This window comes from Microbacterium sp. EB106-03-03-XG65, assembly GCF_058791955.1.
Map to the genome: position 1 here is coordinate 527,533 of NZ_JBYTEB010000002.1, position 24,093 is coordinate 551,625.

Genomic DNA, 24,093 nt, shown 5'->3' on the forward strand with positions numbered 1-24,093 from the left:
CCACCGCAGAGGATCATGCGGAGGCTTACGTCCCGATCGTCTCGCTCTCGCCGATCTGCGAGGCGAAGCCTGAACCACATCCGACGGAGACCCACGTGCGCATCCTGATGCCGAGTCGCATTCTCGACAGACATACTGGCGGGAACACCACATACGCTCGCCACATCGCCGACGGTCTCACCCGGCGCGGAATACCTGTAGGCCGTATCCCGGCACGGTCTCACCCCATCCTCACGATGCTTCAGGAGACTGCGACCGGTGTTCAGCGCGGCACGGAGGGCGATCTTCTCCACTACACGGCCGACACGGGGCCGCTCGTTCGCACCAAGCGTCCTTCGATCGTCTCGGTGCACGGTGTGGCCAGTCGGTGGATCTCCGACGCGCGCAACTCACGCCAAGAGAAGATCTGGCGCACGCGGGTGCAGCGCGCCATCGACTCGACCGATCATGTGATCACTGTGTCGAACTCGAGTGCGAACGACGTGCACGAGGTCTTCGGCGTCGAGCACTCGCGACTCACCACGATCGAGCACGGCATCGACGTTCCCCTCTTCTCCACTCCGACCGAGCTCTCCGATGAAGTCCGCGCTCAGGTGCCCGAGCAGTTCGTGCTCTACCTGGGGAACATCGAGCCCCGTAAGAATCTGCTGCCCCTCGTGCAGGCCTTCGCTCTCCCCGAGGTCCGCGCTCTGGGGGTGAAGCTGGTGATCGCCGGCAAGGCGGCATGGAACTCGGAAGAGTCGCTGGCCGCGATCGACGCGTCCCCCGACGTCATCCGGCTCGGATTCGTCTCCGACGACGATCGGCGCGCACTCATGCAGTCCTGCGCGGCATTCGCCTTTCCGAGCCTGTACGAAGGATTCGGATTCCCCGTCGTCGAGGCTCTGGCTGCCGGAGCTGTCGTCGTGACGTCGAGTCGCGGTTCGCTCGAGGAAGTGGCCGGCCCCTCCATCCGCTTCGACTCTCTGACCCCTGAAGGCATCGCGTCGGGATTGGTGAAAGCCATCACCGATGATCAGGCGCGCGCCGCGTGCCTGGATGCGGGTCTGGCCTGGGCTTCGCACTTCACATGGGACGCGAGCGTCGACAAGCACGTCGAGGTCTACAAGAAGGTACTCGGATGACGCTTCGCGTTCTGGTCCTGCACGCATACTCCGCGGAGAATGCAGGGGATGGACTCTTGGTTCGCGAGACGCTTGCGCTTCTGAACGAAGCCTTCGGAGCAGACGTCGACGTGACCTTGCTGGCTTCTCGCCCAGAGACCTTCCGAGACCTGGTCCCCGCTGTCTACCCCACCGTGCCTACGAAGCGCGGATGGGACTCCGACACCCGCCGGATCCTCAAGAACATCGACGACTACGATCTGGTGATCGGCGTGGGTGGCGGGTATCTTCGCACCGGGACCGCCGTCGAGGCTGCCAAGACTCTGCTGGTACAAGGACCGCAGCTCCGCGCGTCCGCGCGCACCAGCACTCCCACGATCTATCTGCCCCAGAGCATCGGACCCGCGCGCTTCGGCACCCGCCGGTGGTTCCGTGCGACCCTGTCCCGGCTCGACGTCGTGATGGCGAGGGATGATCGCACGATCGACGAAGTCGGCGGTGCGTCGATGCGGCGTGTACCTGATCTCGCGACCGCCTCGGTGGCAGGCGGTCGTCAGCCGGGAGCGGAGGTCGACGACACTCCAGTGCTGTCGATCCGATCTGTCCGCGGCAAGATCAACCCCGACATCTATGTACTCGCGAAGACGCTGGGTGAGTACGACGGGTACATCCAGAGCACGGTGGGCGGAAACGACGATCGTCCCGCTTCTGCCACGCTGTCGCCCCGATCCACTCTCGAGCGATCGCTGCTCATGACGCCCGGCGGCACCCCTCGGGTGGTCGTCGCGGTGAGGCTCCACGCAGCCCTGATGGCGCTGGCCGCAGGGCACTATGTCGTGCACCTCGCGTACGAACGCAAGGGTTTCGGGGCGTTCGGCGACTTGGGCATCTCGCCATGGGTGCACTCCGTGAACACGTTCGACCCGGCTGCCGTCACGAAGCAGGTCGCTGATCTGCTCCATGATGCGAGCGTGCGGGCGGACTATGACGCGAGGATTGAGAGCGCGGGAGCTTCGATGGCCGCTGCGCGCGACATGATCATCGCGACGCTTCGCGAGAACTCGGCCGCACGTTCGTGAACGTCTCCGTTGTCTACGTCGCGTACCGTACGCCGTCCGAGATGCTCGAAGATTCGATATCGAGCGTGCGTCTGGCCGCAGCTCACGCGTCGGTGGACGTCGAGATCCTCATTGCCGACAACGGCGGAGGCGTGCGCTACGCGGAGGACTTGAACGGCGTGACGGTGGTGGGCGACGGCACGAATGTCGGTTTCGGCAGTGCGGTCAACGCCGCGCTCGCAGCAGCACATGGCGACTATGTGCTGCTCATGAACCCCGACTCGACCTCGGCGACCGAGCTTTTCGAGGAGTTGGTCAAGGCGATGGACGCAGCGCCGTCTCGGTCTCTCTTCGGCGCCCTCCTTGTCAAGGATGGGCGACCGCAGGTGCACGCATACAACCTGTGGTCCGGATCACTCGAACTCGCACTGAACAAGGCTCGGTGGACTGCTGCTCTGAACGAGATCGTCGAGACCGGATCTCCGACGCACGTGGCACGCCTGTGTGGCGCGGGATTGTTCGCCACCAGGTCTGCACTCCTCGAGCTGGGGCCGTTCGACGAGTCCTTCTTCCTTTATGGGGAGGATGTCGACCTCTCGCTTCGCGCAAAGGCGATGGGATATTCGCTCTTGCTCGCGCCCAGAGCTGTCGTGAAGCATGACGCAGGCACGTCCTCTCCGGGCGCCTCTCGTCTCGTCGAGCAGGCGAGGACGGACGGCCATCTGCGAATCCTGGCGAACCACCGCGGTTATGCGCTGAATCTGCTCGCGCGGCTCGAGGTTGTGGCATCGGCACTCGTCGGCGCCGCGATCACCACTGATGGCGAATCACGAAGGACTCGCTTGGCGCGTCTGCGGGAGGTATCGCGCTGGGGTCTGAAGCGGGTGGCCCCTCGGTTCGATCCCACTGGAGCCGGACGCTGATGAGGCGCTTCTTCGGACGCTTGCGTCGACTCTTCGACACGCCCGCCGGGATCAGCGTGGGGAGGATGGGGACGCAGTCCCTCTCGCTCGTCACAGCTCCGATCATCGCTCAGGCGATCGGACCGAGCGGGCGCGGCTGGACGGCCGCGAGCATCGCGGCCATCACCATCACCGGAGTCGTTATCGGTCTCGGGGTGCCGCTCGCCGTTCGACGGCGTGCGGTCCTCGAGGCCGATCGAGCCAGTCTTGTCCGGACCGCGCGACTTTTCGCATGGTTCACGGCGGTACCGTCAATAGGTCTGGGGTTGTTGCTCGCCACGACCCTGCTTCGAGGTTTGGATCTCGCGGCTCACATCGCGTTCCTCGTGGCGATGACAACCTCCGCACTGACGGTCTCCTGGGTCATCGACACGCAGGTCTTCGTTGCGGACCGGAGGTACTTCCGGATTCTCTGGCTCGGCTCCATCCAGACCGTCACGTACTTCAGCGTGGTGCTTGTGCTGTGGCTGGCGGATTCGATGTCCATCGCAGGAGTGATCTGGGCATACGCCTCCGGCACAGTCGCGGCTTTCCTGCTGGGCCGCTGGTGGAACCGTCAGGGCAGGGGCAAGGTCAAGGATTTCGGATCCCTGTTCCGCGAGGGTCTCAAGCTCTGGGGAAGCCAGGCCGCGGAGATAGCGAGTGCTCGCCTCGACCAGCTTCTCGTCCTCCCGATCATCGGGGCGGCCCCAGCAGGCTTGTACTCGGTCGCCGCCACCATCGGCGCTCTGCCGGTTTCAATCGGCCTCGGACTCGGAACGTCCGCCTTCCGCGGATTCGTCGAAGATCGATCGAAGGCGCTCATCGAGCGCGCGATCCGGATGGCATTCGCAGTCGCGCTGACGCTCGCTGTGGTGGTTGGGGTTGTCGGCATTTGGGGCATCCCGTGGCTTTTCGGCGAGGACTTCAGCGGTGCCGTCCCCTTGACGTTCATAACGCTCGCGGGCGGCGTCGCCGTCGTCGGCAGCTACATCTGCTCTATGGCGCTGACAGCTCGTGAACGTGGTCTCACGATGACCGGCGTGCAGGTGGCCGGCCTTGTCGTCGGCATCGCGCTACTCATCCCTGCGGGCAATGCATGGGGAGCGATGGGGGCGGCTGTGGCATCGACGATCGGATATGTTGCAACGCTTGGAGGATCGCTGCTGGCGCTACGCGTGCGCCCCTGGAACGCCATCCCCCGCCCTGCGGACTTCGCCCACGGGTTCCGAACGTTCCTAGGACGCGCCTGACGTCATGAAGATCTGAGGATCTCCGAGATCTTCAGCAACCTGGCGGTACGCCCTTGCGGCGTCGGCGGGCTCTTTCAGCCACGGCTGCGTTCGTAGAATCGCGGCTCTCGCCGCCTCGGTGAGCCTCTCGCCCTTCACAGTGCCGGGCAACCCCAACACGATTGCGAAGTCCGGAACGTCCCGCGTGACGACCGCCCCCGCCCCGATGACGGCTCCGATGCCGATCCGGCTGCAGCCGGGAAGAATCGTGACATTCGCGCCGATCCAGGCTTCGTGCTCAATACGGCACGTCGTCCGCTCGACGTCGTCAGTCTGCTCAGCAACTCGCAGTGCTGGGTTGTACCAATATGGGTGCATGCTGAGGCGATCCACCGGATGCGCAGCGCCGAACCGACGCACGTTCGGCCCGATGGACACGTATCGCCCGATGCTGAGCCCTCTGTCAGAATTACCGGGGTCCATCAATGAGCCATAGGTGTAGCTGCCGACATCGACCCCATACGACCGCTTCAGATACGCCCGAAGGGACAACGAGGTCATCTGGCCGCCCTCGAGGCGCTTCATGAGCTCGAGTCCTGACTGCTGACGCTTCCTAGCTCGGAGCCGCATAGAGATCGCCGCGGCCAACGGATGACGCTTCATGCTCAACGTCTGCAGGTGGGTGGAGTTCACGTTCTACGACCTTTCAGCCGATCGCGCCACGACCGGGTGACTGTCCCGACGAATGTGCGAGCGGATTCCTTCGGATGCCTGACGGCGTTCTTCCAAGAGCGGTAGCCGCTGTACCTCGGTACACGCTTCAGCGTGACGAGGCGTGCGAGCTGGCGAACGGCGATCGTGCGCTTGCGGTTGCGCTGGAGCGGCTGAATGCGAGCGACATCGTCGAGGTCGACGGGCTCGATCGATATCGCTCCCGCGGCCGCGGCTTCGAGCAGCAAGTCGTGTCCTCGCTTCGTTCTCGCGATGACGACCGAGTCGCCTTCGGCATCGTCGAACAGAGGGTAACCGCGCTCGTCCGCCCTCCAGAAGTCGCCCACGGCGATGTCAGCATCCTCGCCAGTTCCGTCGGGGCACAGCTTGCAGCGCCACTGCAGGTCGCGGCCCAAGTGCTTGCCCCAGGATTCGTCGTACGAGATCGATGCCCTCTTGTGCGCGTCCGAGACCGTGAACTCCCCTGGCCACCCATTGCCGCGGTATCGCAGCGAGACGACATCGCTCGGATCGACACCGAGCTTCTCGATGAGTGTCTCCGTCGCGCGTTGGCTCGGGGTTCCGGCGCAGAAGAAAGAGAGTGCGATGGGATTCGAGCTCGGGTCGAGACGGCGGAGAGCGGAAATCTCGCAGGGCTTCGCCACTACCGCCTCAGCCTGGCGTGCGCCTTCGAGCGCAGCCACCGGGGCGTACCGCGAGCCCGATGCTTCGAGCGCCTCCGCTCGGGAGGTGATCCGCACCGGGACTGTGCGTGTCGGTGCCGCCGCGGACTCTGCCGCCGCGCTGACGCTCTTCACCCGTCCCGTCTCGACGAGAAAGGTCGACATTGCAGTCAGGACTCCCGCGCTACTGCCGGAGGACCTGACCTCGTCGGAGAGCGCCCGCCCTCTCCACGCGGAGACGAAGCGGCCGAACGTCGGGTGAGTCTGCCCCGTCTCGGGGATCGGCGCGCTCAACCGGACACCCGGGCACATTGCTTTGAATCGATCCCGCTCGCGACGAGCAGAGTCGCCATTCGCCGGACGGACGACGGGACGCATCCATCCCGCCTCGCTGAGCTGCATCGTGATGCGGTCGCTGATCAGCGCACAACCGCCGCACCCGGTGCAGTTGTCGTTGTCGACGACTCGAGCGACGGCCTTCGTCAGTGCGTCAGTCATGTCTCAGATCGACCTTCGAGAGCGCATCCACGACCGGCTGGAGTCTGCTGTCTACCGAGTCGAGCACGCGCGCGACATCCGTCTGGAGTCGCTCGATGCCGACGGAATCGAGCAGTTCCGTCGTTGCGGCAACCGGATCCTTCGCTGTCCGCAGGTCGACCATGAAGTTCCATCCGATGTCACTGAGGAGCGGCTCGAACTTCCGGCTGTAGGCCCACGGGATCGCCGGCGTCCCAGAGGACAGAGCGTTGAGACACGCGTGCATACGTGACCCGATGACGAGCTCAGCGCCAGCGACGAGCTCGCGTACGTCGGTCAGCGACGATGGAACCGCCGTCGCGACTCGGCCGTCGAATTCGGCCGCCAGGGCATTCACCGGAGGCACGTCGTTGTCCGAACGCGGATTGTCGAGCACATGAGCAAGAAGGGTGACCGACTGCCCTCGTTCCAGCAGTGCGGTGATCAGCCGACGAATGTCACTCTGGTACTGCTCCGAATCAACATGTGAATTCTTCTCCCACAGCAGGCCGGACACGTTGATGATGACGCCGGATCGAGCTCGCGAATGGGGTCTCGGCAATGCGAAGACGACATCCGTGGCAGACAGATCAACCGGCCGACCGAGCGCCGCAGCTTCTTTCTCGCTCGCGTTGTCCCTGCTGAGCACGAGCGCCATCCTCTGCAGGGATCGGCTCGCGAGATGCCGCCAGAATCGCTTGTTGAAGGGGCCGATCGTCTGCGGGCCGAGCACCGTCGGGATGCCCAGGCGCTGACTCATCCACTGCGTGTAGAGGATCAATGCCAGACGCTTCGCGCCGTAGATGTCTGTGAAGGAGTCCCCCCCGCACACATCGATCACGAGATCGTACTGGCGCAGGACCGTCTTCACGGGACCACCTGTACGGAAGAGGTCTCTCACCACCGCTTCTCTATTGAACTTGACGCCGGTGTCACCACCATCGAAGTTCTGCACGTGCACGGTGGTGCCCTCGCCGAAGGCTCGATGAACGAGTGCTTCGGTACCTTCCTTGAGTACGCGAACGCCCAGATTCGGAGATGTCGCGTCCGCGCGCAGGAGCAGGACCTTGGTCATTCTTCTTCTCTCTCGATGGGGGCCGACCCGGGCAGCACCGGTTCGGGTTCCGCCGGTTCGTCGTCGCTCCGAGGGATCGGGCGACTCACCAGAACGATGACCGCTCCGATCGCGGTCCAGATCGGGAGCCCCGTCCATGCCGGGAACGCGATCAGTCCGACTGCGGTGGCGACGATCAGACCGAGCGTGGCATCGCTCTCTTTGCGGGCTCGCAGGATCAGGTATCCCAGCAGAACAACGAAGATGAGAAGCGCGATGAACCCGGTCTCCGCCGCGATCTGCGCATAGACGTTGTTGGCGATCGGACGAACGACGTTCTTGCCGAAATTGTCAGGCAAGCCCGAACGGTCCAGGTAGTCCCAGTAATGCGCTGCGTAGCGCCCCTGGCCGACGCCGAAGACCGGGTTTCCCCATGCGATGGCAAAGCCGGTCTCGGCATTCGCCGATCGTCCCCGAAGAGAATATCCGAAGGCCTCGCCGAGGTTGTTCTCGATGATGCCCAGCTTCGTGAGCTGCGCGGTGACGAAGCGTGTGACGGGAGGAATGATCGCCGAGGTCACGACGACGACGACCAACGCCCCACCTGCGATGAGCGCCTTGCGGCGTGTGGGCCGGAGCAGCACGATCGCGACCGCTGCGCCGCACGCTGCGACGAACGCGCTCGTCGATTGCGAATAGAAGAACAGCAGCGATGCCAGCCCCACGCCGAGCCAGTCGCGGATCTTCAGAGTGGCGAAGAACCCGGCGATGGCGAAGAAGCCGAGATAGTTGCCTTCCAAGAAGGGGCCGTTTCGCGGCAGACGCAGGCCGTAAAGAGAACCGAGCTGGATGTTTCCATTCACGGCCTCGAGAACATGAGCTCCGAACGACCAGAGCAGGAGCTGAAGAACCACATAGATCGCTGCCAGACGAACCGCCCAGGCGAAGGCCTTCACGATCTGCTGCGCATCCATGAAGAGCGCGATCGCGATACAGAAGACGAGAGCGAACCCCGCATACCCGGTATAGAGCAGCAGATCGAAAGTGACGCCGCGAGGATACATCTGCGTTGAGGCTTCGATTGCTGAGCCCGTCAACAGATTCCAGCACGACGAGAGGATGACGACCCCGCCGAGGGCAAGGATCAGCCACACCGGAACGGTGATACTCCGACGATGTCGGTGGGCGATCAGTGCTGCGACGATTCCCGCGATGGCCAGGATCTCGGTGATCTTCAGTGGGAAGCCGAGGTCCAGAGTAAAGGCCTGCTGGAACGGCAGAAAGACGATCGCCCAGAACAGGAGCGATTGTGCCACTACGAGAGCACGCTCTGATCCCGTGGTCTCAGACGGTGAACTGCTATCGCGTCGCACACCGCCCCCCTTCCTCATCATCGTTTCCGCACCGACTTTCGTGAATTCGCTCGCAGTCGGCGCTCCGGGTGTCCCCCCGCAGTCGCTCCCTTACGAGGATCGATACTCACTCACCATCCGCCGTCGGCGAGGGGGTGGGCGAAGGAGAGGCTTCGGCATCCCCACGTTCGAACTCACCCGAGAGTATGACGGGTGTCGCGCTCACCGGAACGGTGACCACGCCGTCCACGGGCTCATACGTGGCTACCTCACCACGGCTGTTCGTCGCGGTGATAGGACCGGCCGCTGCATAGGTCGCAGTGTCGACGCCCTCGGTCGACCAAGCGAAACGCAGCTCCTCGTCACTGCCTGTGGTGAAGGCGTAGGAGAAGACACCCGCGATCTCGTCAGTTGACAGGTATTCACCGCCGTCGAGCTTGGAGATCAGCAACGCCTGGGTGAACGCAGCCGGCTTCGGCGGATAGGCCGCGACCCCATCGATCCTCTGCGTGAACAGACCGAAATTACCTTCGTGGTCGGCACGATCGGTCTTGTCGTTCACGAGGTCATACCAGAAGTAGCGTTCGACGCCCTTCATGAGGGCGGTGATCTGCGAGCGGATGAGCATCTCACCCTGCTGCTCGAGAGAGACGTCACCGGTCTTCGAACTCCAGCCGAGCTCGGTGATCCAGACCGGCTTCTCAGCGCCGGCCGCCGCCGAGTCGAGGCGGGATTCGTCGATCAGAGTCGCGAGATCCTCCGCACGAGCGAGCGTCTGGTACGGGTGGAAGCTCACCGCGTCGAGCGAGTTGATGCCGCCCGCAGACCAGAGCTGCTGGAAGAAGCCTCGGTCGAAGTTTCCCGTGACGCCGCCGATCACAGGGATGTCCGGCTTCACGGACTTCACACCTTCGTGCGCGGCTCGGAGCGCCGGCTCGTAGCACTCGCCCGTACGGCATCCCTTGTTGAACGAGGGGATGTTCCACTCGTTGTACACCTCAACAGCCTGCACGTCGTAGTGGCTCGCGAGCGCGGCCGCGTAGTTGCGGTAGGCCTCGAGCGAAGATGGCGTAGACGGCGGCATCGCGTTGTTGTACGCCTTGTTGGTGCGGCCGACCACGATCATCTTGTCCATGCCGTTCACAGTGGCTTCGCCCATCGCCTGCGCGAAAGGCTCATTCCAGAAGTACTGGCCCGGGCTCGGCTCGGTGATCTGCCAGTTGTCTCCGAGGCGGATGAGGCCTATTCCGAGGCCAGCAGCCGAGGGGGTCGCATCCTGCGCGAAGTCCTTCGCAGCATGCACATGCGTCCCGAACCGCGTATCGGTAGGGACGAAGAGGTCCGGCATGTCGATCAGACCGACCGGCGCCGCGATGCTCCCGCCCGTCGCGTCTGTGACCGTCACCTGGTAGTAGCCCTGTCCGAGCCCCTCGAGTCGCACAGGCGACAGTCTGTCGGTGAGAGTCGCCGTGCCGGATGCGACGTCGGCGCCGTCCACGTTCCGTGCCACCCACGTGGCGGCACCCGGAGCGAGCTTCACCGCGAGAGTAGCGGTACTCTGCTGCAGGATGAGCGAATCATTTCGGATGCCGCTGGGGGCGTCGATCTCTTCGAAAGATCCGTTCACGACCGTCTCGGTGCCTGCGGAATCCGCCAGACTCACGCTGTCGATCGAGAGGCCCCTGACCGCAGCGTTTACGACCACGCTGAGGTCGACTGCGGTCTCGGTCTCGCCCGTCGTGTACTCGGCTGAGATCTCTTCCCAATCGGCATCGAGTTCGGGAAGAGGGAGCACGGTCGCGCCGATGCGGAACTCTGCAGGCACCTCGACGGGCAGCTCTTCCGGCACGCGCACCTTTGCGGTGAATGTGTACTCGGTAGCTGGGAGGACCGCCACCGTCGAGGCGAGAGCCGCGGTGGGCCCCGGCACGACCGGGGCGTCGATCGAGACTGACATCTCCCCGTCTGCCGCGTCGCCGACCCGCGGCAGAACACCCGCAAGCGTGGTGCGCGGGGCGAACGACCAGTTCAGGGCCGATCCCTGAGCGACAGCCGCAGGCTGCACGATCGCAGGTGTCGGGGTGGGTGTGGGCGTCGGGGTAGGAGTGGGCGTGGCCCGCTCCTCAGCCTGCGGGGCCTCGACGGCATTCATATTGTTGATCGCGAAGGCAGCGGCAACGCCGGCACCTCCGAGCACGAGCACCGCCGAAGCGATGATGATCACGGTCTTGCGAGAGAAGCGGGACTTCTGGGGCATGGGGATTCGAGTGTCCTTTCGACCGGGCATCCCTACGATCCTACGGGTCGTGACTCACCGCCCCCTGCGCATGCTCGGGATCACGCCGGTATCGACGAGAGTTACGTCTCGGGTTGTGCGTCCCCTACTGATTCAGGAACCCGTCGATCTGATCACGCAAGATCGGTCCGAGGACTCCCGCATACTGCTTCGTCGTATGGGTTCTGTCGCGCTTGATCGGCACAGATTCGACGAATCCCGGGCACACACCATCTACGCAATACCAGTTCTCGGTGGGGACGAAAAGTGCGCCCGTCGTGCGGGCAGCCGCACTCTCGGCACCTGCGACAAGACGGTAGGCGGAATCGGGTGAGTACTCGCAGGACGCGGGATCTCCGCTCAGGCTGCATTCAGAGAGGAGACTCCCGCGCGGCGGAGACTGAACGACAACGACCGCGTCGGTGTTCTGTTGCACCTCTGAGATGAGAGCTTCCATCGCCAGGGCCCACTCGGCAGCACCGCCCGCCTCCGGCGTCACACCCGACTTGAGCTGATTGACCGTCGTGTAGAGGTTGCGGATGAAGACGACGTCCGGTTGCATCTCGGCGACGAGTTCGAGAGCACCGGCTTGATGAGGGTCACATCTGCTGGCGCCTTTGTCCGTGTCGTAGTTCATGCGAACGGGGATCTGCGGGCAACCGGTCAGAGTCGCACCCCGCACATTCCACTCGTCGCCCAGCGCTTCTCGCACCGTCGGGATCAGATCGATCGCGGTGGAGTCACCCATCACGAGTGCGGTTCGAGGCGCGCCTTCGTTCGGGTACCAGCACGATGCAGGATTCTGAAGATCGGTGGTCGAACAACCTTCACGGCTCTCGTCGGTCTGCGTCGCAGCCGAGTCACCCGGGTCGGGATCGAGATCGGGAATCTGAGCGAGGCTGAGCGCCTCGTCCAGAAGAGAGCTGAGCTCGGCCTGGCTCTGCGGGGCGGTTCCCTGTTCTGCAGCGGAGGCCTCTGAGACCTGCGCCGGGCGCAGCGAGAGGAAGGAGGAAGCAGCGATCACGCTGACGACAGCGATGCTGGCTGCGAGCGTGAACGCGTGCGATCGTCGACTGCTGTCCTTCTCAAGCCATCGAGAACGTCGGATCGGGTCCTCAACGAGGTGATAACTGGCGACGGACAGAACTGTCGTGATCGCGAGGACCGTCACGGCGAACCGTCGTTCGTGCGAAGGGAACAGCGGACCGAGGAACACGATCACCGGGAGGTGCCAGAGGTAGAGGGAGTATGAGATGTCGCCGAGATATGTGCTCACTCTGTTGCTGAGTGGCCACACCGCGACCTCGGTCTTCGCGCCCGTTCCGGCTCCGATGATCAACGCTGTCGCGGCAACGACGACAAGCGCGCCAGGTACAGGCATTCCGTCGGCCTCTGTGACAGTCAGCAACGAGTATCCCAAGGCAACGATGCCGAACCACGCGAGGTACGGTCGGCTCCACTGCGGGAGACGCAGCAGGAACGATGTCGACAGCGCCAGAAGCGCTCCGACGCCGAGCTCCCACACGCGCGTCAGCGTCGAGAAGTATGCCCACATCGGAGCGGTCGAGCTCTCGCGCGCTGCCCACAACAGGGATCCGACCACCGCGAGCGTCAGAACGAGCGCGAGCGCAGGCTTGAGCATTCGCTTCCTGTGCAGCAGAAGCGCGACGACCGCGATGATGAGCGGCCAGACCAGATAGAACTGTTCCTCGACGCCGAGCGACCAATAGTGCTGGAGGGGTGACGTGCTGGCGTCCTGGGCCCAATAATCGGTCCCTTGTGCGGCGAACCGCCAGTTGCTGACGAAGAAGGTGGCGGCGAGAGCGTCACCAGCGATCTCCCGAAGACGTTCGGAACCGAAGTATGCCCACGAGACCAAAAGGGTCGCGCCGAGGACGAGTGTGGCAGCGGGCAGAATCCGCTTTACTCGCCGCTTATAGAAGCTGAGCAGAGACACCCGCCCGGTCCGCTCGACTTCGCGGAGAATCAGGGACGTGATGATGAAGCCCGAGATCACGAAGAAGATATCGACGCCGAGGAAGCCGCCGCTCGGCTCTCCGATCGAGTGATTCACGATCACGGCAAGAACTGCGACCGCCCGAAGGCCCTGAATGTCCCCTCTGAACCTGGACTTTCTCGAGCCCTCGGCGACTGTATTCGAGGAGGCATCTGGCACCAGATAAGACTAGTCGCCGATATATCGCCTGCGGTGCCACCCCTCGCGACCGATGCGCCACCCGGCCGTCGGCGTCACATCACACCGGGATCCGCACCGTCGGCGCATCCCCCGTGCTCCAGAAGTCGGCGTCCAGCACTCGCGTGACGGGATCGGGCTCTTCGACCCGGGCGTAGGCCGGCGCTCCCTGCGGCGAGCGGGCTGCGGCGCGAGCGGCGTTCTGTCGCTGCAGTTCGGCGGCCGCGGCGCGACGCTCCCACAGCTCGCGTTCGATCTTGGTGCGGTCCCTGACGTGGATCATCGCGCGCAGGATCATCGCGAGCAGGAGGCCCGCGTATCCGCCGATCGTGTTCGCCAGCACGTCGAGCACCGTCGAGACCCGCTCGTCGAGCGCGATGCCCTGAGTGAACTCGATGGCGCCCGAGAACGCGGGCAGCAGGAAGATCGCGACCCACCAGGCCTTGCGGGCCAGGGCGAGACCGAGCAGGAATCCGAGAGGCACGAACATGCCGATGTTGGCGACGAACTCGATCTCGTTGTAGCCGAACCGTTCGGGCACGCCCAGGTTGTGAAGTGCACGCAGCACGCGCGAGGCGATGCTGCCGAACTCGAGCTGCTCGGGCTGCGGCCACATGGTCACCACCAGCACGAATCCGGTGTACACGATGAGCAGCAGCGTCGAGACCCACAACCGCGCATAGCTGCGCGGCGGCGGCGGACCCACATGGATCTGTGACATGGTCGCGTTCCTCTCCTGCCCGAGGTTCGGGCGACGGCTGACTCGGCGTGCGAGTTCGAGCCATGCTACCGAGCGCAGATCACGGATCGCCGCGAAGACGCCCAGAGGCGCCCCGCACAGAGGCGGGGCCCGGAGAGCGAACTCCCCGGGCCCCGCACGTCTGTCATTCGGGCGACTGTCACTCGGCGGCGATCGCCTCCCGACCGAAGCGATACTTCAGCAGCAGGCCGCCCGACAGCATCAGCAGCAGCGCGACGGCGAGCATCCCCGCGGTCAGCACCCCACCGGTCGTGGCCAGCTGACCACTCGGAGTGATCGCCACAGCCCCACCGGGCGTGATCGCCACCGGGCCCTCCGGCGTGATCACCACCGGACCACCCGGTGTCACGACCACCGGGTTCTCGGGCGTGATGATCGGCACCTCGGGTGTGACGACCTCCGGATCGTCCGCCTGCACGGGCACCGTCGCATCGTCGGTCAGTTGCGCGTCGCCGGTCTGCTCGGTGGGCGACTCGACGACGACCGTGTTGGTCACCGTCGGGTATGCCGACACTCCGATGTGGACGACGACCGTGAGCACGATCTCCTCATCGACAGCGAGGCCGTCAGCGAGCGTCCACGTGACGATCCGACCGTCGACCCGCACGTTCTCATCGGGCGACGACGCGAACGAGAGGCCGTCGGGCAGAGCATCCGTGACCACGATGGGTCCCGGATCAGCCGTCGGTCCGTCGTTGCGCACCGTTATCTCGAACTCTCCCGAGCCGCCGACCTCGAAGGCACCGACGGCGCTCTTCTGCACGACCAGCGTCGCCAGGGGCGGCACCGTCACGGTGTCTTCCGCTCGGTTGTCGTCCGGCGTGCGGTCGGGGTGTTCGTCGGTGATCTCGGCGGCCGTCACGTCCGCGACGTTCACCACCTCGGCATACGCGCCGGCGAGCACCCGCGTGTTCAGGATCAGCGCAGTCGTGCTCTCCCCCGCCCCGACAGCGTCGGAGTAGCGGGCGATCACGAGGGTTCCGGCCGAGGCATCCGCGGAGTCGACCGGGGCGACCGACTCGATCGTCCAGCCGTCCACCGTGCTTCCGGCGGCGGAGAGGACCTCGAGTCCGGCGGGAACGGTATCGGTGACGACGACATCCGTCGCCTCCGACGCCCCCGCGTTGCGCACCGAGATCGCGAACGGCAGCTCATCGCCGATGCGCACGGCATCCGCGACATGGGTCTTCGTGATCGACAGGTCGACCTCACGAGCGACGGTCGACTCGGCCGTGTCGGTGTCGTTCTCGGGGTTCGCGTCGGGCGTTCCCGATGCCACCGTGGCCGAGTTGACCAGCACCGCGCCATGCGGCACGGCCTGATCGACGAGCACGTCGAACTCGATCACGGGCGCGACTCCCCCGGCGGCGACGCCGAGCGAGGCCGGAGCCATCGTGAACGTCACGGTCTGCGGATCCGAGTCATCCGCCCGTGCCGACCAGGCCGCTGACGCGTCGCCGACGAGGGCGCTGAACGTCACGCCTGCCGGCAGCTGATCGACGACGGTGATCGGGCCGATCGCATCGCTCGAACCGAGGTTGTCGACCTCGATGCGGTAGCGCGAGCTCTCGCCGGCGACAACGGATGCCGTCGGCTGCCCGTCTGCATCGATCGCCGTCTTGACGAGGCGCAGGTCGGCGTCGGTGGTGACGTCGATCACGGCGTCATCAGTGGCCTCGTGCGACTCGGTGGCTCGGCTGTCGGTCCAGGTCACGGTCGCCGTGTTGGTGAGCGTCGTGCCGGTCGGCACATTCGCGTCGACACGGGCCACGACGGTGAGCACGCTGTCACCCAGCGGGTGCGCCTCGCGGATGCAGCTCTGCGCCGTATCGCACGTCCACCCCTCCCCCTCGATCGAGACCGGGGTGAGCCCCGCCGGCAGCACGTCGGTGACGATCGCATCGGCGAACGACGGACCGTCGTTGTGCACGGTGAGCGTGTACGCGACCTCGGTGCCCGCGATCCACGGCCCCTCGACGACGTCCTTGACGATGGTGAGCTCGGCGAGCGTCACGACATCGACCGCGGCCTCGGCGTGGTTGTTGCCGGCATCGGCATCGTCGGGGCCCGTGACATCAGCCACGTTCACCAGACGCTGCGACCGCACCTCAGGTGCCACCGCTGCCGTGACCTCGATCACGACGGTCGCGCCGAGCGCGAGCACCTCGCCCTCCTCGAGCACCGACCAGGCGATCGCTCGCCCGTCATCGCTCACAGTCGGCTCGGCATCCGCTGCGCCGCCACCCGCCACATCGACGGTCGACGACACATAGGTGAGTCCGGCAGGCAGCTGGTCGACGACCTCGATCGGCGCGCTCGAGAGGCTCGGGCCGTTGTTGGTCACGGTCAGAAGGAACCGCGTCTGCGTGCCCGCGGTCACCTGCGACACGACACCGTCGGCCACAGGGGCACCGTCCCCGTCGATCGCCTGCTTGACGATCGAGAGATCGGCGACGCGGTCGGATGCCGTGGTGTCGAAGTCTTCCGGAGCGTTGGTCGAGTTCTCGGCCTCTGCCACGACGACGTTGCGCACCTCGGTCCCGGGCTCCAGCTCCACCGGCAACGCGTAGGTCGCGATGAACGACCTCGTGTTGTCACCGGCGGCAGCGGGAAGAGTGCCCGCGAGAGTGAAGACGTCGTCACCCGAAGCATCGGTCGCACGCGTCCATTCGCCGCGTTCGTCCGTCACCTCGACGTACGTCAGCATCTCGGGGGCCTGATCGGTGACCGTGACCCGACGAGCATCCGCCGGGCCGTTGTTGGTCACGACGACGCGGTAGCTCGCCGTGCTGCCCGCGGCGACCTCAGGCAGCGCACCGCCGAACTGCGCGGCATCCTTCCACTCACCCGCATCGAGCACGACGCGCGTCTTGGTGATCGCGAGAGACGTCTGGTCACCGGGGGTGACCGTCACCGTGTCCTCATTGTTCTCGGGCGTCGGGTCCGGCGTGACCGGCGAATCGACGAGCGCCGAGTTGGTGATCTCGCCGTCGGTCCACGACGCGTCGACCTCTCCCGTGAGGAACAGCTGCTGCGCAGCACCCACCGGCATCTGCGATCCCGTGTACGTCCACGTGATCACGTCACCCGCCGCGGCGGGCCATCCGTCGGAGGCCGAGACCGTCCACTCCGTCAGACCGGCTGACGGGTCCTGCACCGCACCGATACCGGCGGGCACCGTGTCCGTGACCGTGATCGGCGTCGCCGCAGCCCTGCGCTCGGGCTCCGAGCTCATCGTCGATGCCGCAGACGGACCGACGTTGCGCACCGAGATGCTCCACGTGATCGGGCGGCCGGCGGTGACCTCGGTCGTGGTGACGGCCTTGGTCAGCACCAGATCGGCGGCGCTCGCCAGCGGCACCGTGACCTGCGCGCTGTTGTCCTTCGCGATGTCCTCCGGACCCTCGTACGTGCGCCCGGCGACGCTCGCCGAGTTGAACGCCGAGCCGACGGCCGTCTCGTCGATCGTGACGTCGGCGATCAGCACGATGCGGTCGCTGCCGTCAGCCTTCAGCGCCAGAGACGCGCCTCCGACCACGAACGGATCGGATGCCGTGCCGGCGCCTGTGACGACGAAGGGCTCGCCCTCGATGTCGTCGGCGTCGCTGAAGTACCGGGCCGTGAACGCTCCCGTGGTCACGCCGTCAGGCAGGTCCGCCTCATCGACGATGCGGAACGGTCCGTGCGCGGCATCCGGCCCCTGGTTGGTGACCGTCAGACGCCACTGCGGCTGGGTGTACCCGTCGCGCAGGCTCTCGCCCGCGGTCCATCGACCCTCGGAGTCTCCTCCGATCGCCTGCTTGATGATCTTCAGATCGGCGCGGGCGATGTGCGCGTCGGCGGTCGCCTTCTCACCGACGTACGAGCCGTCGGCGTTCTCTTCGGCGCCGGTGGTGTCGGTCGCGACTCCGCCCACGGTGTTGGTGTGCGCGAACTCGAGTCCGGCACCGGCACTGTTCGTGGCGCCGAACTCGGGCTTGGTGGAGAACTCGACGGTCAGCGTGCGCTGAGCATCGGTCGCTCCACTGATCGTCCCGGGCAGCAGAGCCGAAGCATCCTCAGCCTCGAGCTTCCAGGTGACCGTCTGGCGGTCACCCTCCAGACCGAATGCGGGGTCGCCGAGGTCGACGGCCTGCTGCGCACCGACGGTCAGAACCGGTGTCACGGTGGGGTCGTACGCCCAGTTCTCGGGCAGCGTGTCGGTCAGGGTCACGGTCTGTGCCGCTCCCTCGCCGGTGTTCGTCGCCTGCAGCGTCCACGAGAACGATTCGCCGACGAAGGCCTCGACGTCATGCGTCGCCCTCTTGACGAGCTCGACCCGCGGGAAGTGAGGCGCGATATCGGCTGCCGCCGCCTGCGGGGTGAGAGTCACCCCGCCCGGCGTCTTGCCCGAGGGGCGGTTCTTGTCGCCGGGCACGTAGGTCCATCCGTTGTTCGGCGACGAGGTGTACTGGTTGATCGCCACGGAGTTCTTCAGGACCGTGCCCTTCGACATCTGGCCCGACTTCACGAAGGCGCCGTAGTAGACGATCTCGTGCGTGTTCGAGCCGTCGGCTGTCTTGAGCGGCCCGGGGATCGTCCATGTGATGGCACCGCCCTCGCCGGCGAGCAGCTTCTCGGAGTCGGTGACGGTGGCACCCTCGAAGGCCTTCTGCGTGGTGTCGACGCTGATTCCCACGGGAACCGTGTCGGTCACGACGATGCCGTATGCCGACACTGCTCCGGTGTTCTTCACCTGGATGCGGTACTCGAACGACTGATCGGGGTCACCCGCGGCCGTCTCGGCGAACGCGTTGGTCGACGTACCGGTGGCCCGCACGGTCTTCGCGACCGTGACCTTCGGGTCGACGATCGTGACCTGAGCGGGGGTGGTCAGCGTCACCCGGTCGCCGGATGCGACCGAGTCGTTGATCTTGTTCCACGAGAAGCGTGCCGTGTTGATCGGCTTGTCGGTCGTGACTGTCGGCGTCAGCCGCGCCTGGTAGGTCACGGTGATGGTGCGCGGAGTCGAGTCGCTCCAGGCGGGGATGTCGTTCGAGTCGAGCTTCCACGACAGCACCCCGTTCGAGAGTGTCGGGCCGCTGATGGTCGGCACCCGCGTGTCGCCCGACCACTGCAGCGTCTCGGTGTGCGTCCCCGTCGGAACGAACTCCACTCCCGCGGGCAGCACGTCGGTGAGCGTCACGTCGTAGAAGTTCGTGTTGGCGGGGAGCTTCGTCGTGACGGTGTAGGTCACCACGTCGCCGACGGCTGCCGACGACGGGCTGACCGTCTTGCCGATCGTGGCCGGCGGCATGGCCACCGTCGCGTTCGCATTCGTGGTGTAGGTTCCGCGGCGATCGGTCGTATCGGTGTCATCGCCGAGGGTCGAGGGCAGCGTGTAGCCCGTGAGGGTCGCGCGGTTGACGAACTGCGACGATCCGCCGGCCTGAGCGTCGACGGTGCCCGTGTAGGTCATGGTCGGCGCCGTGCCGGTGCCGACGAGCATCGGGATCTTCCACTCGACGACCGTGCCGGTGCCCGTGCCGCGCGTGATGACGCCGGCGTTGGTGGCCGAGCACTTCTCGTCGAGCACCGTCGCCTGCCCGGTGGAGGTGCGCGGGTTGCTCGGGACGAGTTCCTTCGGCACGCAGTCGATGATCACGACGTCGTGCAGCGCCGGGCGACCCGAGGTGTTGCTCGCGGTGAGCGTGAAGTCGACCTTTCCGCTCGCCCCGACCTGGGCCGCGGACGCGGTCTTCCTGAGCGAGGGAGCCGGCACGGCGTGATCGACGGTCGCCGTCGCGCTCTTGGTGGTGCGCGCACCCGTCGACGAGTTCGGATCGATGAACGTCGTGGTGGCGGTGTTCGTCAGCGTCTCCGCCGCACGGAGGTCCTTGACCCACACCGTGATGCGCGCGCTGAACACCTCGTCGGTGGTGGAGGTGTTCGTGTAGGTGTCGGGGAACGTGAGCACTCCGCGCAGGTCTCCCTGTCGATCGGAAGAGCGGAAGTCGGTGGCCGATGCGCCGATCGGCAGCGTCGCGCCATCCTTGAAGTAGCGGGTCTCCCCTTCGACGAACTGATACGCCAGCCCGCCGCGGTTCGCCGGAAGCGAGAGCCAGCCGTTGTCCGAGAGCACGGCCCCACGGATCGTCGTCTTCGCGGGGATCGTCACCGAGTACTCGAACGTGGCGTACTCGCCCTGCACGATCTGGCGAGCGGAGTTGCGCGAGCCGTCACCCGTGTCGATCGCGCCCGGCGCGTTCGCGCTGGCAGGCGCGATCTCGGTCGAGTACAGCTTCTTCGCGACCTTCACGTCAGGCAGGTACACCTCGGCGCTGTCGACGGTGTCGATGTCGGATGCCCGCACTTCGCCCTCGGCCGGAGTGCGGGTCGTCAGCTGCTGTCCACCGCCATCGCGCTGCGGTACCACGGTGGTCGTGCCGCCACCGGCGTTCTCGATCGCGTAGTCGACGAGTCCGGCGGTGTTCGTGTACTTCTGCGTCAGCTCCGCGGCATCGCCTCCGTCGGCGATGCCCGCGGGCACGGTGAGCGTATAGCCGAGGCTGAAGCCGCTCACGGCCTCGGGCGTCGTCTCCGTCGCTGCGACAGACCCCGCGATCGACGCTCCGATCTTCCAGACGATCACCGATCGGCCGGCGAAGGCGCTGCTCAGCGCGATGCCGTCGGGCAGGGTCTCACCCGCGTCGTACATGGTGGCTACGGCATCCGACGCGCTGAGGCGTGTTCCCGAGGGGTGCAGCTCGGCGAGCGGCGCCGACACATCGGCCTTCTTCACGCCTGCGGGCAGCACGTCCCACACGATGTAGTCGGTGGTGGTGTTCTGCGGCGCCTTCACGTCGATGCGGTACTCGACGGCGTCGCCCTGCACGACCTGCTCGCTGTGGTCGCGGTCGCCGAACGATCCTGCGATCGCGCGGCCGTTGAGGGAGACGATGCCCTTGGTGAGGGTGGATCCCCAGTCGAGGTCGATGCCGGCATCCGAGCGCTGGAAGTCGAGCACCCCGTCGACGTTGACCTGCTGGTACTTGGCCTGATTGAGCGGGTTGTCGACCTCATCCTGAGACGCCGACTGCGCCTGCACCGTGCCGCGCACGTAGACGGTCAGCGTGCTGCCCTCGGGCATGAAGCGATCGCCGCTCGACGAGCGGTTGCGCGAGCCGAGCTCCCACGTCATCGACGTGCTGCTGGGTGCGACGTTGGGGATGTACGCGGTCGGGAAGTCGCCGGTGCCGTACGCCACCGGAGTGGTCACGTCGGTCGCACCCGGGATGCCGGTGTAGGCGTAGCGGAGCTCCCGCACCTCGATGCCCTCGGGCAGATAGTCGGTGAGCAGCGGGTTGCGGCTGTCGATGCCGTCGGCGAAGTCGACGAACAGGCGGTACCAGACGTCATCGCCCGGCGAGAACGCCTTCGTCGCCTGCTTCACCAGGTCTTCTGCCTGCGCGGTCTCGGGCGTTTTGCCCCGCTCGAGCACCGTCTTGTCGAGCACGGTGCGGTTGGAGCCGATGACGGCCGACGAGTCGTCGAGCACGTAGCGCGTGCCGCCCACGCGGTCGGCGAGGGTCGGGTCGTTCGCGATCGCGGCGATCGGCTCGGTCTTCGCCGTCACCGTGACGGTGTTCACGAAGCTGTCGCCCGAGCTCGTGCCGCCGCCGGCACCCGTGTAGTTCGGGCGCTGCGTCACCGAGTACTGGGCATTCAGGTGGCCGCCTGCGGCGAGGGGATCGACGTCGAAGACGACCGTGAAGCTGCCCGCTTCGGGCGTGTACGTGATCGAGACCAGGTTCAGCTCGGGCGACAGCACCGCCGACGCCTCCGTGGTCGGGTAGTTGCACGCATCCCCGGGAGTCTGCGCGTTCCAGGTCGCCTGCGACACGGCATCCGATCCGATGATCAGATCGACTCCGTCGAGCGAACCGGGGAACGCCGGGCACAGGCCGTTGGGAATCACATCGGTCAGCACGATGTCGCTCGCGTCGACGTACTCGCTGACCCGGACGTCGACGGAGTAGGTCGCCACCGAACCCGTCGCGAACATGCCACTCGTGTCGACGCGCTTCAGCACCCGCACGTCGACGGCCTCGATGACCTCATCATCGTCGTCGTGGGCTGCGCGCAGAGCCGGATCGTCGTTCAGCACGGGGCCCTGATACTGCGCATCCACCATCGCGGCGTTGCGGAACGACTGGGCGCTCTCGGGGGTCGACTCATCGCCGTGACGCGTGGAGGCGCCGGTGTTGTTGTCGAGGTTCGCGGCCTGTGCGCCCGCGGCGACATCGGGCGCGGTGCCCTCGGCCCAGAGCTCGTTCGCGAACAGCGGCACCGCCGCGTGGTACTCGATCGAACGGATCTCGCCCGCCTCCAGCGGAGCCAGCGTCCAGACGATCTTCGTGTAGACGCCTGCGCCGGGAAGACCCAGCGCCGCTGCCTCGGATGCCGAGACCTGCACCGTGTCGACCGACTCGCCGAGCGTCGCGCCGCCCACGATCGTCGGAGCGCCCGGATACTCGACGCTCGAGCTGTTGTCACCGCTCGCGGCGAGACCGAGGTACTCGAGCCCGGCGGGAAGGTAGTCGGTCACGGTCACGTCGGTCGACCTGCCCCGCATCGTGTTCTCGACCGTGAGCGAGTAGGTGGTGACCGTGCTGTGCACGCCGCGCAGCAGCTCACTCTCGGCACTCGGCTCGTCCTTGACGATGCGCAGAGCCTGCACGGGAACGTCGTCGGTCGCGACGCCCGCGCCCGAGGTGTGCGCTGTCGTGCGCGAGACGCTCGGCGAGCCGTCGAAGGTCGGCAGTCGAGTGGGGTCGTTCGACGTGTAGGCGCTGATCGTGAAGTCGATGACGCTGCCGACCGGGTAGTCCTCGTTCGGCTTGACCGTGATCGACGGCGAAACGGTGCCGCCCTGCGGCAGATCATTGACGTTCGACCACACCCATACCTGCTGTCCGGCGGGCACCGCGCAGAGCGGCGCCTGGCCCGGGGCGTTCACGAGACCGAGCGAGGCGCACGAGGCGTCAGCAGCCGTGCGGGCCCGGTTCGGCAGCACGTCGCCCGCGGCGTAGATCTTCGGATCGGCGAGCGATCCGCCCTCACCCCCGACGTACGACACGTTGTCGGGCAGCATCGCGACGAGGGCGAGGTTGAACTGCGCGCCGCCATCGCGGTTCGTCACGTCGACGTCGAAGGTGACGTTCTCGCCGGCGAGGACGAAGTCCTTGCCCGAGCCCGTCGGATCGACGTTCGCTGCCGAGACGCGGGGCGTCCAGGCTGCTGCTGTCGCCATCTGCGCGGCGACCCCGAGAGCGAGCGCTCCCGTGATCAACGAGACGACGGTGGCGATGGCCGTCAGTCTCCGGGCGCGCGAAAAAGTCCTTCGACGCAGGGTCGAACGCATGCTGAAATTCCCCTTAACCCTGCACGCCACTCCCCGGTGTGCAGGTACTCCCCTGACGCGGGCACCGCCGACTTATGCCCAGGGAAGCGTGGGGCCGTCCTGAAAGCGTCAGCGGTTCGCGTCCGTCCTTGACCTCGGACGCGCACCAGCGTGCTGCGTGTGTGCGCAGCACTCCTCAACCTATATGACACTTCGCGTTATATTCAAGTCTATGTATCCGCGAGTTGTGCGGATCTCTACTTCTGAGCCCGCATTCGGCTACGAAACCCACGCCCGGAACACGGGTTTCATCACGAATTACGGGCCTCGCCACGGCATCCGCACCCGGCCCCCCGCACCGCGACGGCCGCACCCCGTACCCCGCCGACCTGAACCCCCCACACCGCGAAACCCCGATCCCGCCACGAGACCCACGCCCTCGACACGGGCCTCACCCGCAAACACGGGTCTCACGGCATCCGCACCCCGCGCCCCTCGTGCCGGATGCCGCGAAATCCCGATCCCGTCACGAGACCCACGCCCTCGACACAGGTCTCACCCGCAAACACGGGTCTCACCCGCAAACACGGGTCTCACGGCATCCGCACCCCGCGCCCCTCGTGCCGGATGCCCCGAAACCCCGATCCCGTCACGAGACCCCCGCCCTCGACACAGGTCTCACCCCGCAGCACAGGTCTCACCCCGCAACACGGGTCTCACCCCGCAACGTGGGTCTCACGGCATCCCCACACGGCATCCGCATCTGCACCCCTGCCCCGCACCCCCGCAACACTGCCCTGGGTACGACAAAGGGGCCGGACCCGAAGGTCCG

The 24,093-nt window shown here is 66.0% G+C and carries 12 protein-coding genes; 4 read left to right on the forward strand and 8 right to left on the reverse strand.

Annotated elements, in window-relative coordinates; translation table 11 throughout:
- The first annotated feature begins 236 nt into the window (after nucleotides 1–236).
- From AC3WS6_RS15950 to AC3WS6_RS15965, 4 genes are read left to right on the forward strand one after another with little or no spacing between them, the layout of a single operon-like run.
- Nucleotides 237–1,124, forward strand: a complete 888-nt coding sequence (locus AC3WS6_RS15950; RefSeq protein WP_492501981.1) for a glycosyltransferase family 4 protein — start codon at nucleotides 237–239, stop codon at nucleotides 1,122–1,124.
- Nucleotides 1,121–2,182 carry a polysaccharide pyruvyl transferase family protein gene (locus AC3WS6_RS15955; RefSeq protein WP_492501982.1) on the forward strand — a complete coding sequence of 354 codons (1,062 nt, stop codon included), beginning with the start codon at nucleotides 1,121–1,123 and terminating at the stop codon, nucleotides 2,180–2,182. The genes AC3WS6_RS15950 and AC3WS6_RS15955 overlap by 4 nt, the downstream gene beginning before the upstream one ends.
- Nucleotides 2,179–3,084 (forward strand): glycosyltransferase family 2 protein, encoded by a 906-nt coding sequence (locus AC3WS6_RS15960; RefSeq protein WP_492501983.1) that lies wholly within the window; start codon nucleotides 2,179–2,181, stop codon nucleotides 3,082–3,084. Before AC3WS6_RS15955 ends, AC3WS6_RS15960 begins: the two co-directional genes overlap by 4 nt.
- Nucleotides 3,084–4,355, forward strand: a complete 1,272-nt coding sequence (locus AC3WS6_RS15965) for a lipopolysaccharide biosynthesis protein (RefSeq protein WP_492501984.1) — start codon at nucleotides 3,084–3,086, stop codon at nucleotides 4,353–4,355. Before AC3WS6_RS15960 ends, AC3WS6_RS15965 begins: the two co-directional genes overlap by 1 nt.
- On the opposite strand, the gene AC3WS6_RS15970 is transcribed toward AC3WS6_RS15965, so the two are convergent.
- The 8 genes from AC3WS6_RS15970 to AC3WS6_RS16005 form a co-directional block, all read right to left on the reverse strand.
- The gene (locus tag AC3WS6_RS15970) at nucleotides 4,341–5,027 is read right to left on the reverse strand and encodes a CatB-related O-acetyltransferase (protein WP_492501985.1); all 687 of its coding nucleotides are present in this window, start codon (nucleotides 5,025–5,027) and stop codon (nucleotides 4,341–4,343) included. The two genes, AC3WS6_RS15965 and AC3WS6_RS15970, sit on opposite strands and share 15 nt — an antisense overlap.
- Nucleotides 5,024–6,226 (reverse strand): Coenzyme F420 hydrogenase/dehydrogenase, beta subunit C-terminal domain, encoded by a 1,203-nt coding sequence (locus tag AC3WS6_RS15975; protein WP_492501986.1) that lies wholly within the window; start codon nucleotides 6,224–6,226, stop codon nucleotides 5,024–5,026. The genes AC3WS6_RS15970 and AC3WS6_RS15975 overlap by 4 nt, the downstream gene beginning before the upstream one ends.
- A complete protein-coding gene (locus tag AC3WS6_RS15980; protein ID WP_492501987.1) occupies nucleotides 6,219–7,319 on the reverse strand; it encodes a polysaccharide pyruvyl transferase family protein in 1,101 nt (366 codons plus the stop codon). Before AC3WS6_RS15980 ends, AC3WS6_RS15975 begins: the two co-directional genes overlap by 8 nt.
- On the reverse strand, nucleotides 7,316–8,614 hold the full coding sequence (locus tag AC3WS6_RS15985) for an O-antigen ligase family protein (RefSeq protein WP_492501988.1): 1,299 nt from the start codon (nucleotides 8,612–8,614) through the stop codon (nucleotides 7,316–7,318). The genes AC3WS6_RS15980 and AC3WS6_RS15985 overlap by 4 nt, the downstream gene beginning before the upstream one ends.
- A 163-nt stretch (nucleotides 8,615–8,777) precedes the next feature.
- Nucleotides 8,778–10,907 (reverse strand): glycosyl hydrolase, encoded by a 2,130-nt coding sequence (locus AC3WS6_RS15990; RefSeq protein ID WP_492501989.1) that lies wholly within the window; start codon nucleotides 10,905–10,907, stop codon nucleotides 8,778–8,780.
- 124 nt (nucleotides 10,908–11,031) lie between these two features.
- The gene (locus tag AC3WS6_RS15995) at nucleotides 11,032–13,101 is read right to left on the reverse strand and encodes an acyltransferase family protein (RefSeq protein WP_492501990.1); all 2,070 of its coding nucleotides are present in this window, start codon (nucleotides 13,099–13,101) and stop codon (nucleotides 11,032–11,034) included.
- Between the two features lie 79 nt (nucleotides 13,102–13,180).
- Entirely contained in the window at nucleotides 13,181–13,840 is a 660-nt protein-coding gene (locus tag AC3WS6_RS16000) for a VanZ family protein (RefSeq protein WP_492501991.1), read from the reverse strand.
- Nucleotides 13,841–14,018: 178 nt separating this feature from the next.
- The gene (locus AC3WS6_RS16005; RefSeq protein ID WP_492501992.1) at nucleotides 14,019–23,282 is read right to left on the reverse strand and encodes an isopeptide-forming domain-containing fimbrial protein; all 9,264 of its coding nucleotides are present in this window, start codon (nucleotides 23,280–23,282) and stop codon (nucleotides 14,019–14,021) included.
- Nucleotides 23,283–24,093: the final 811 nt, after the last annotated feature.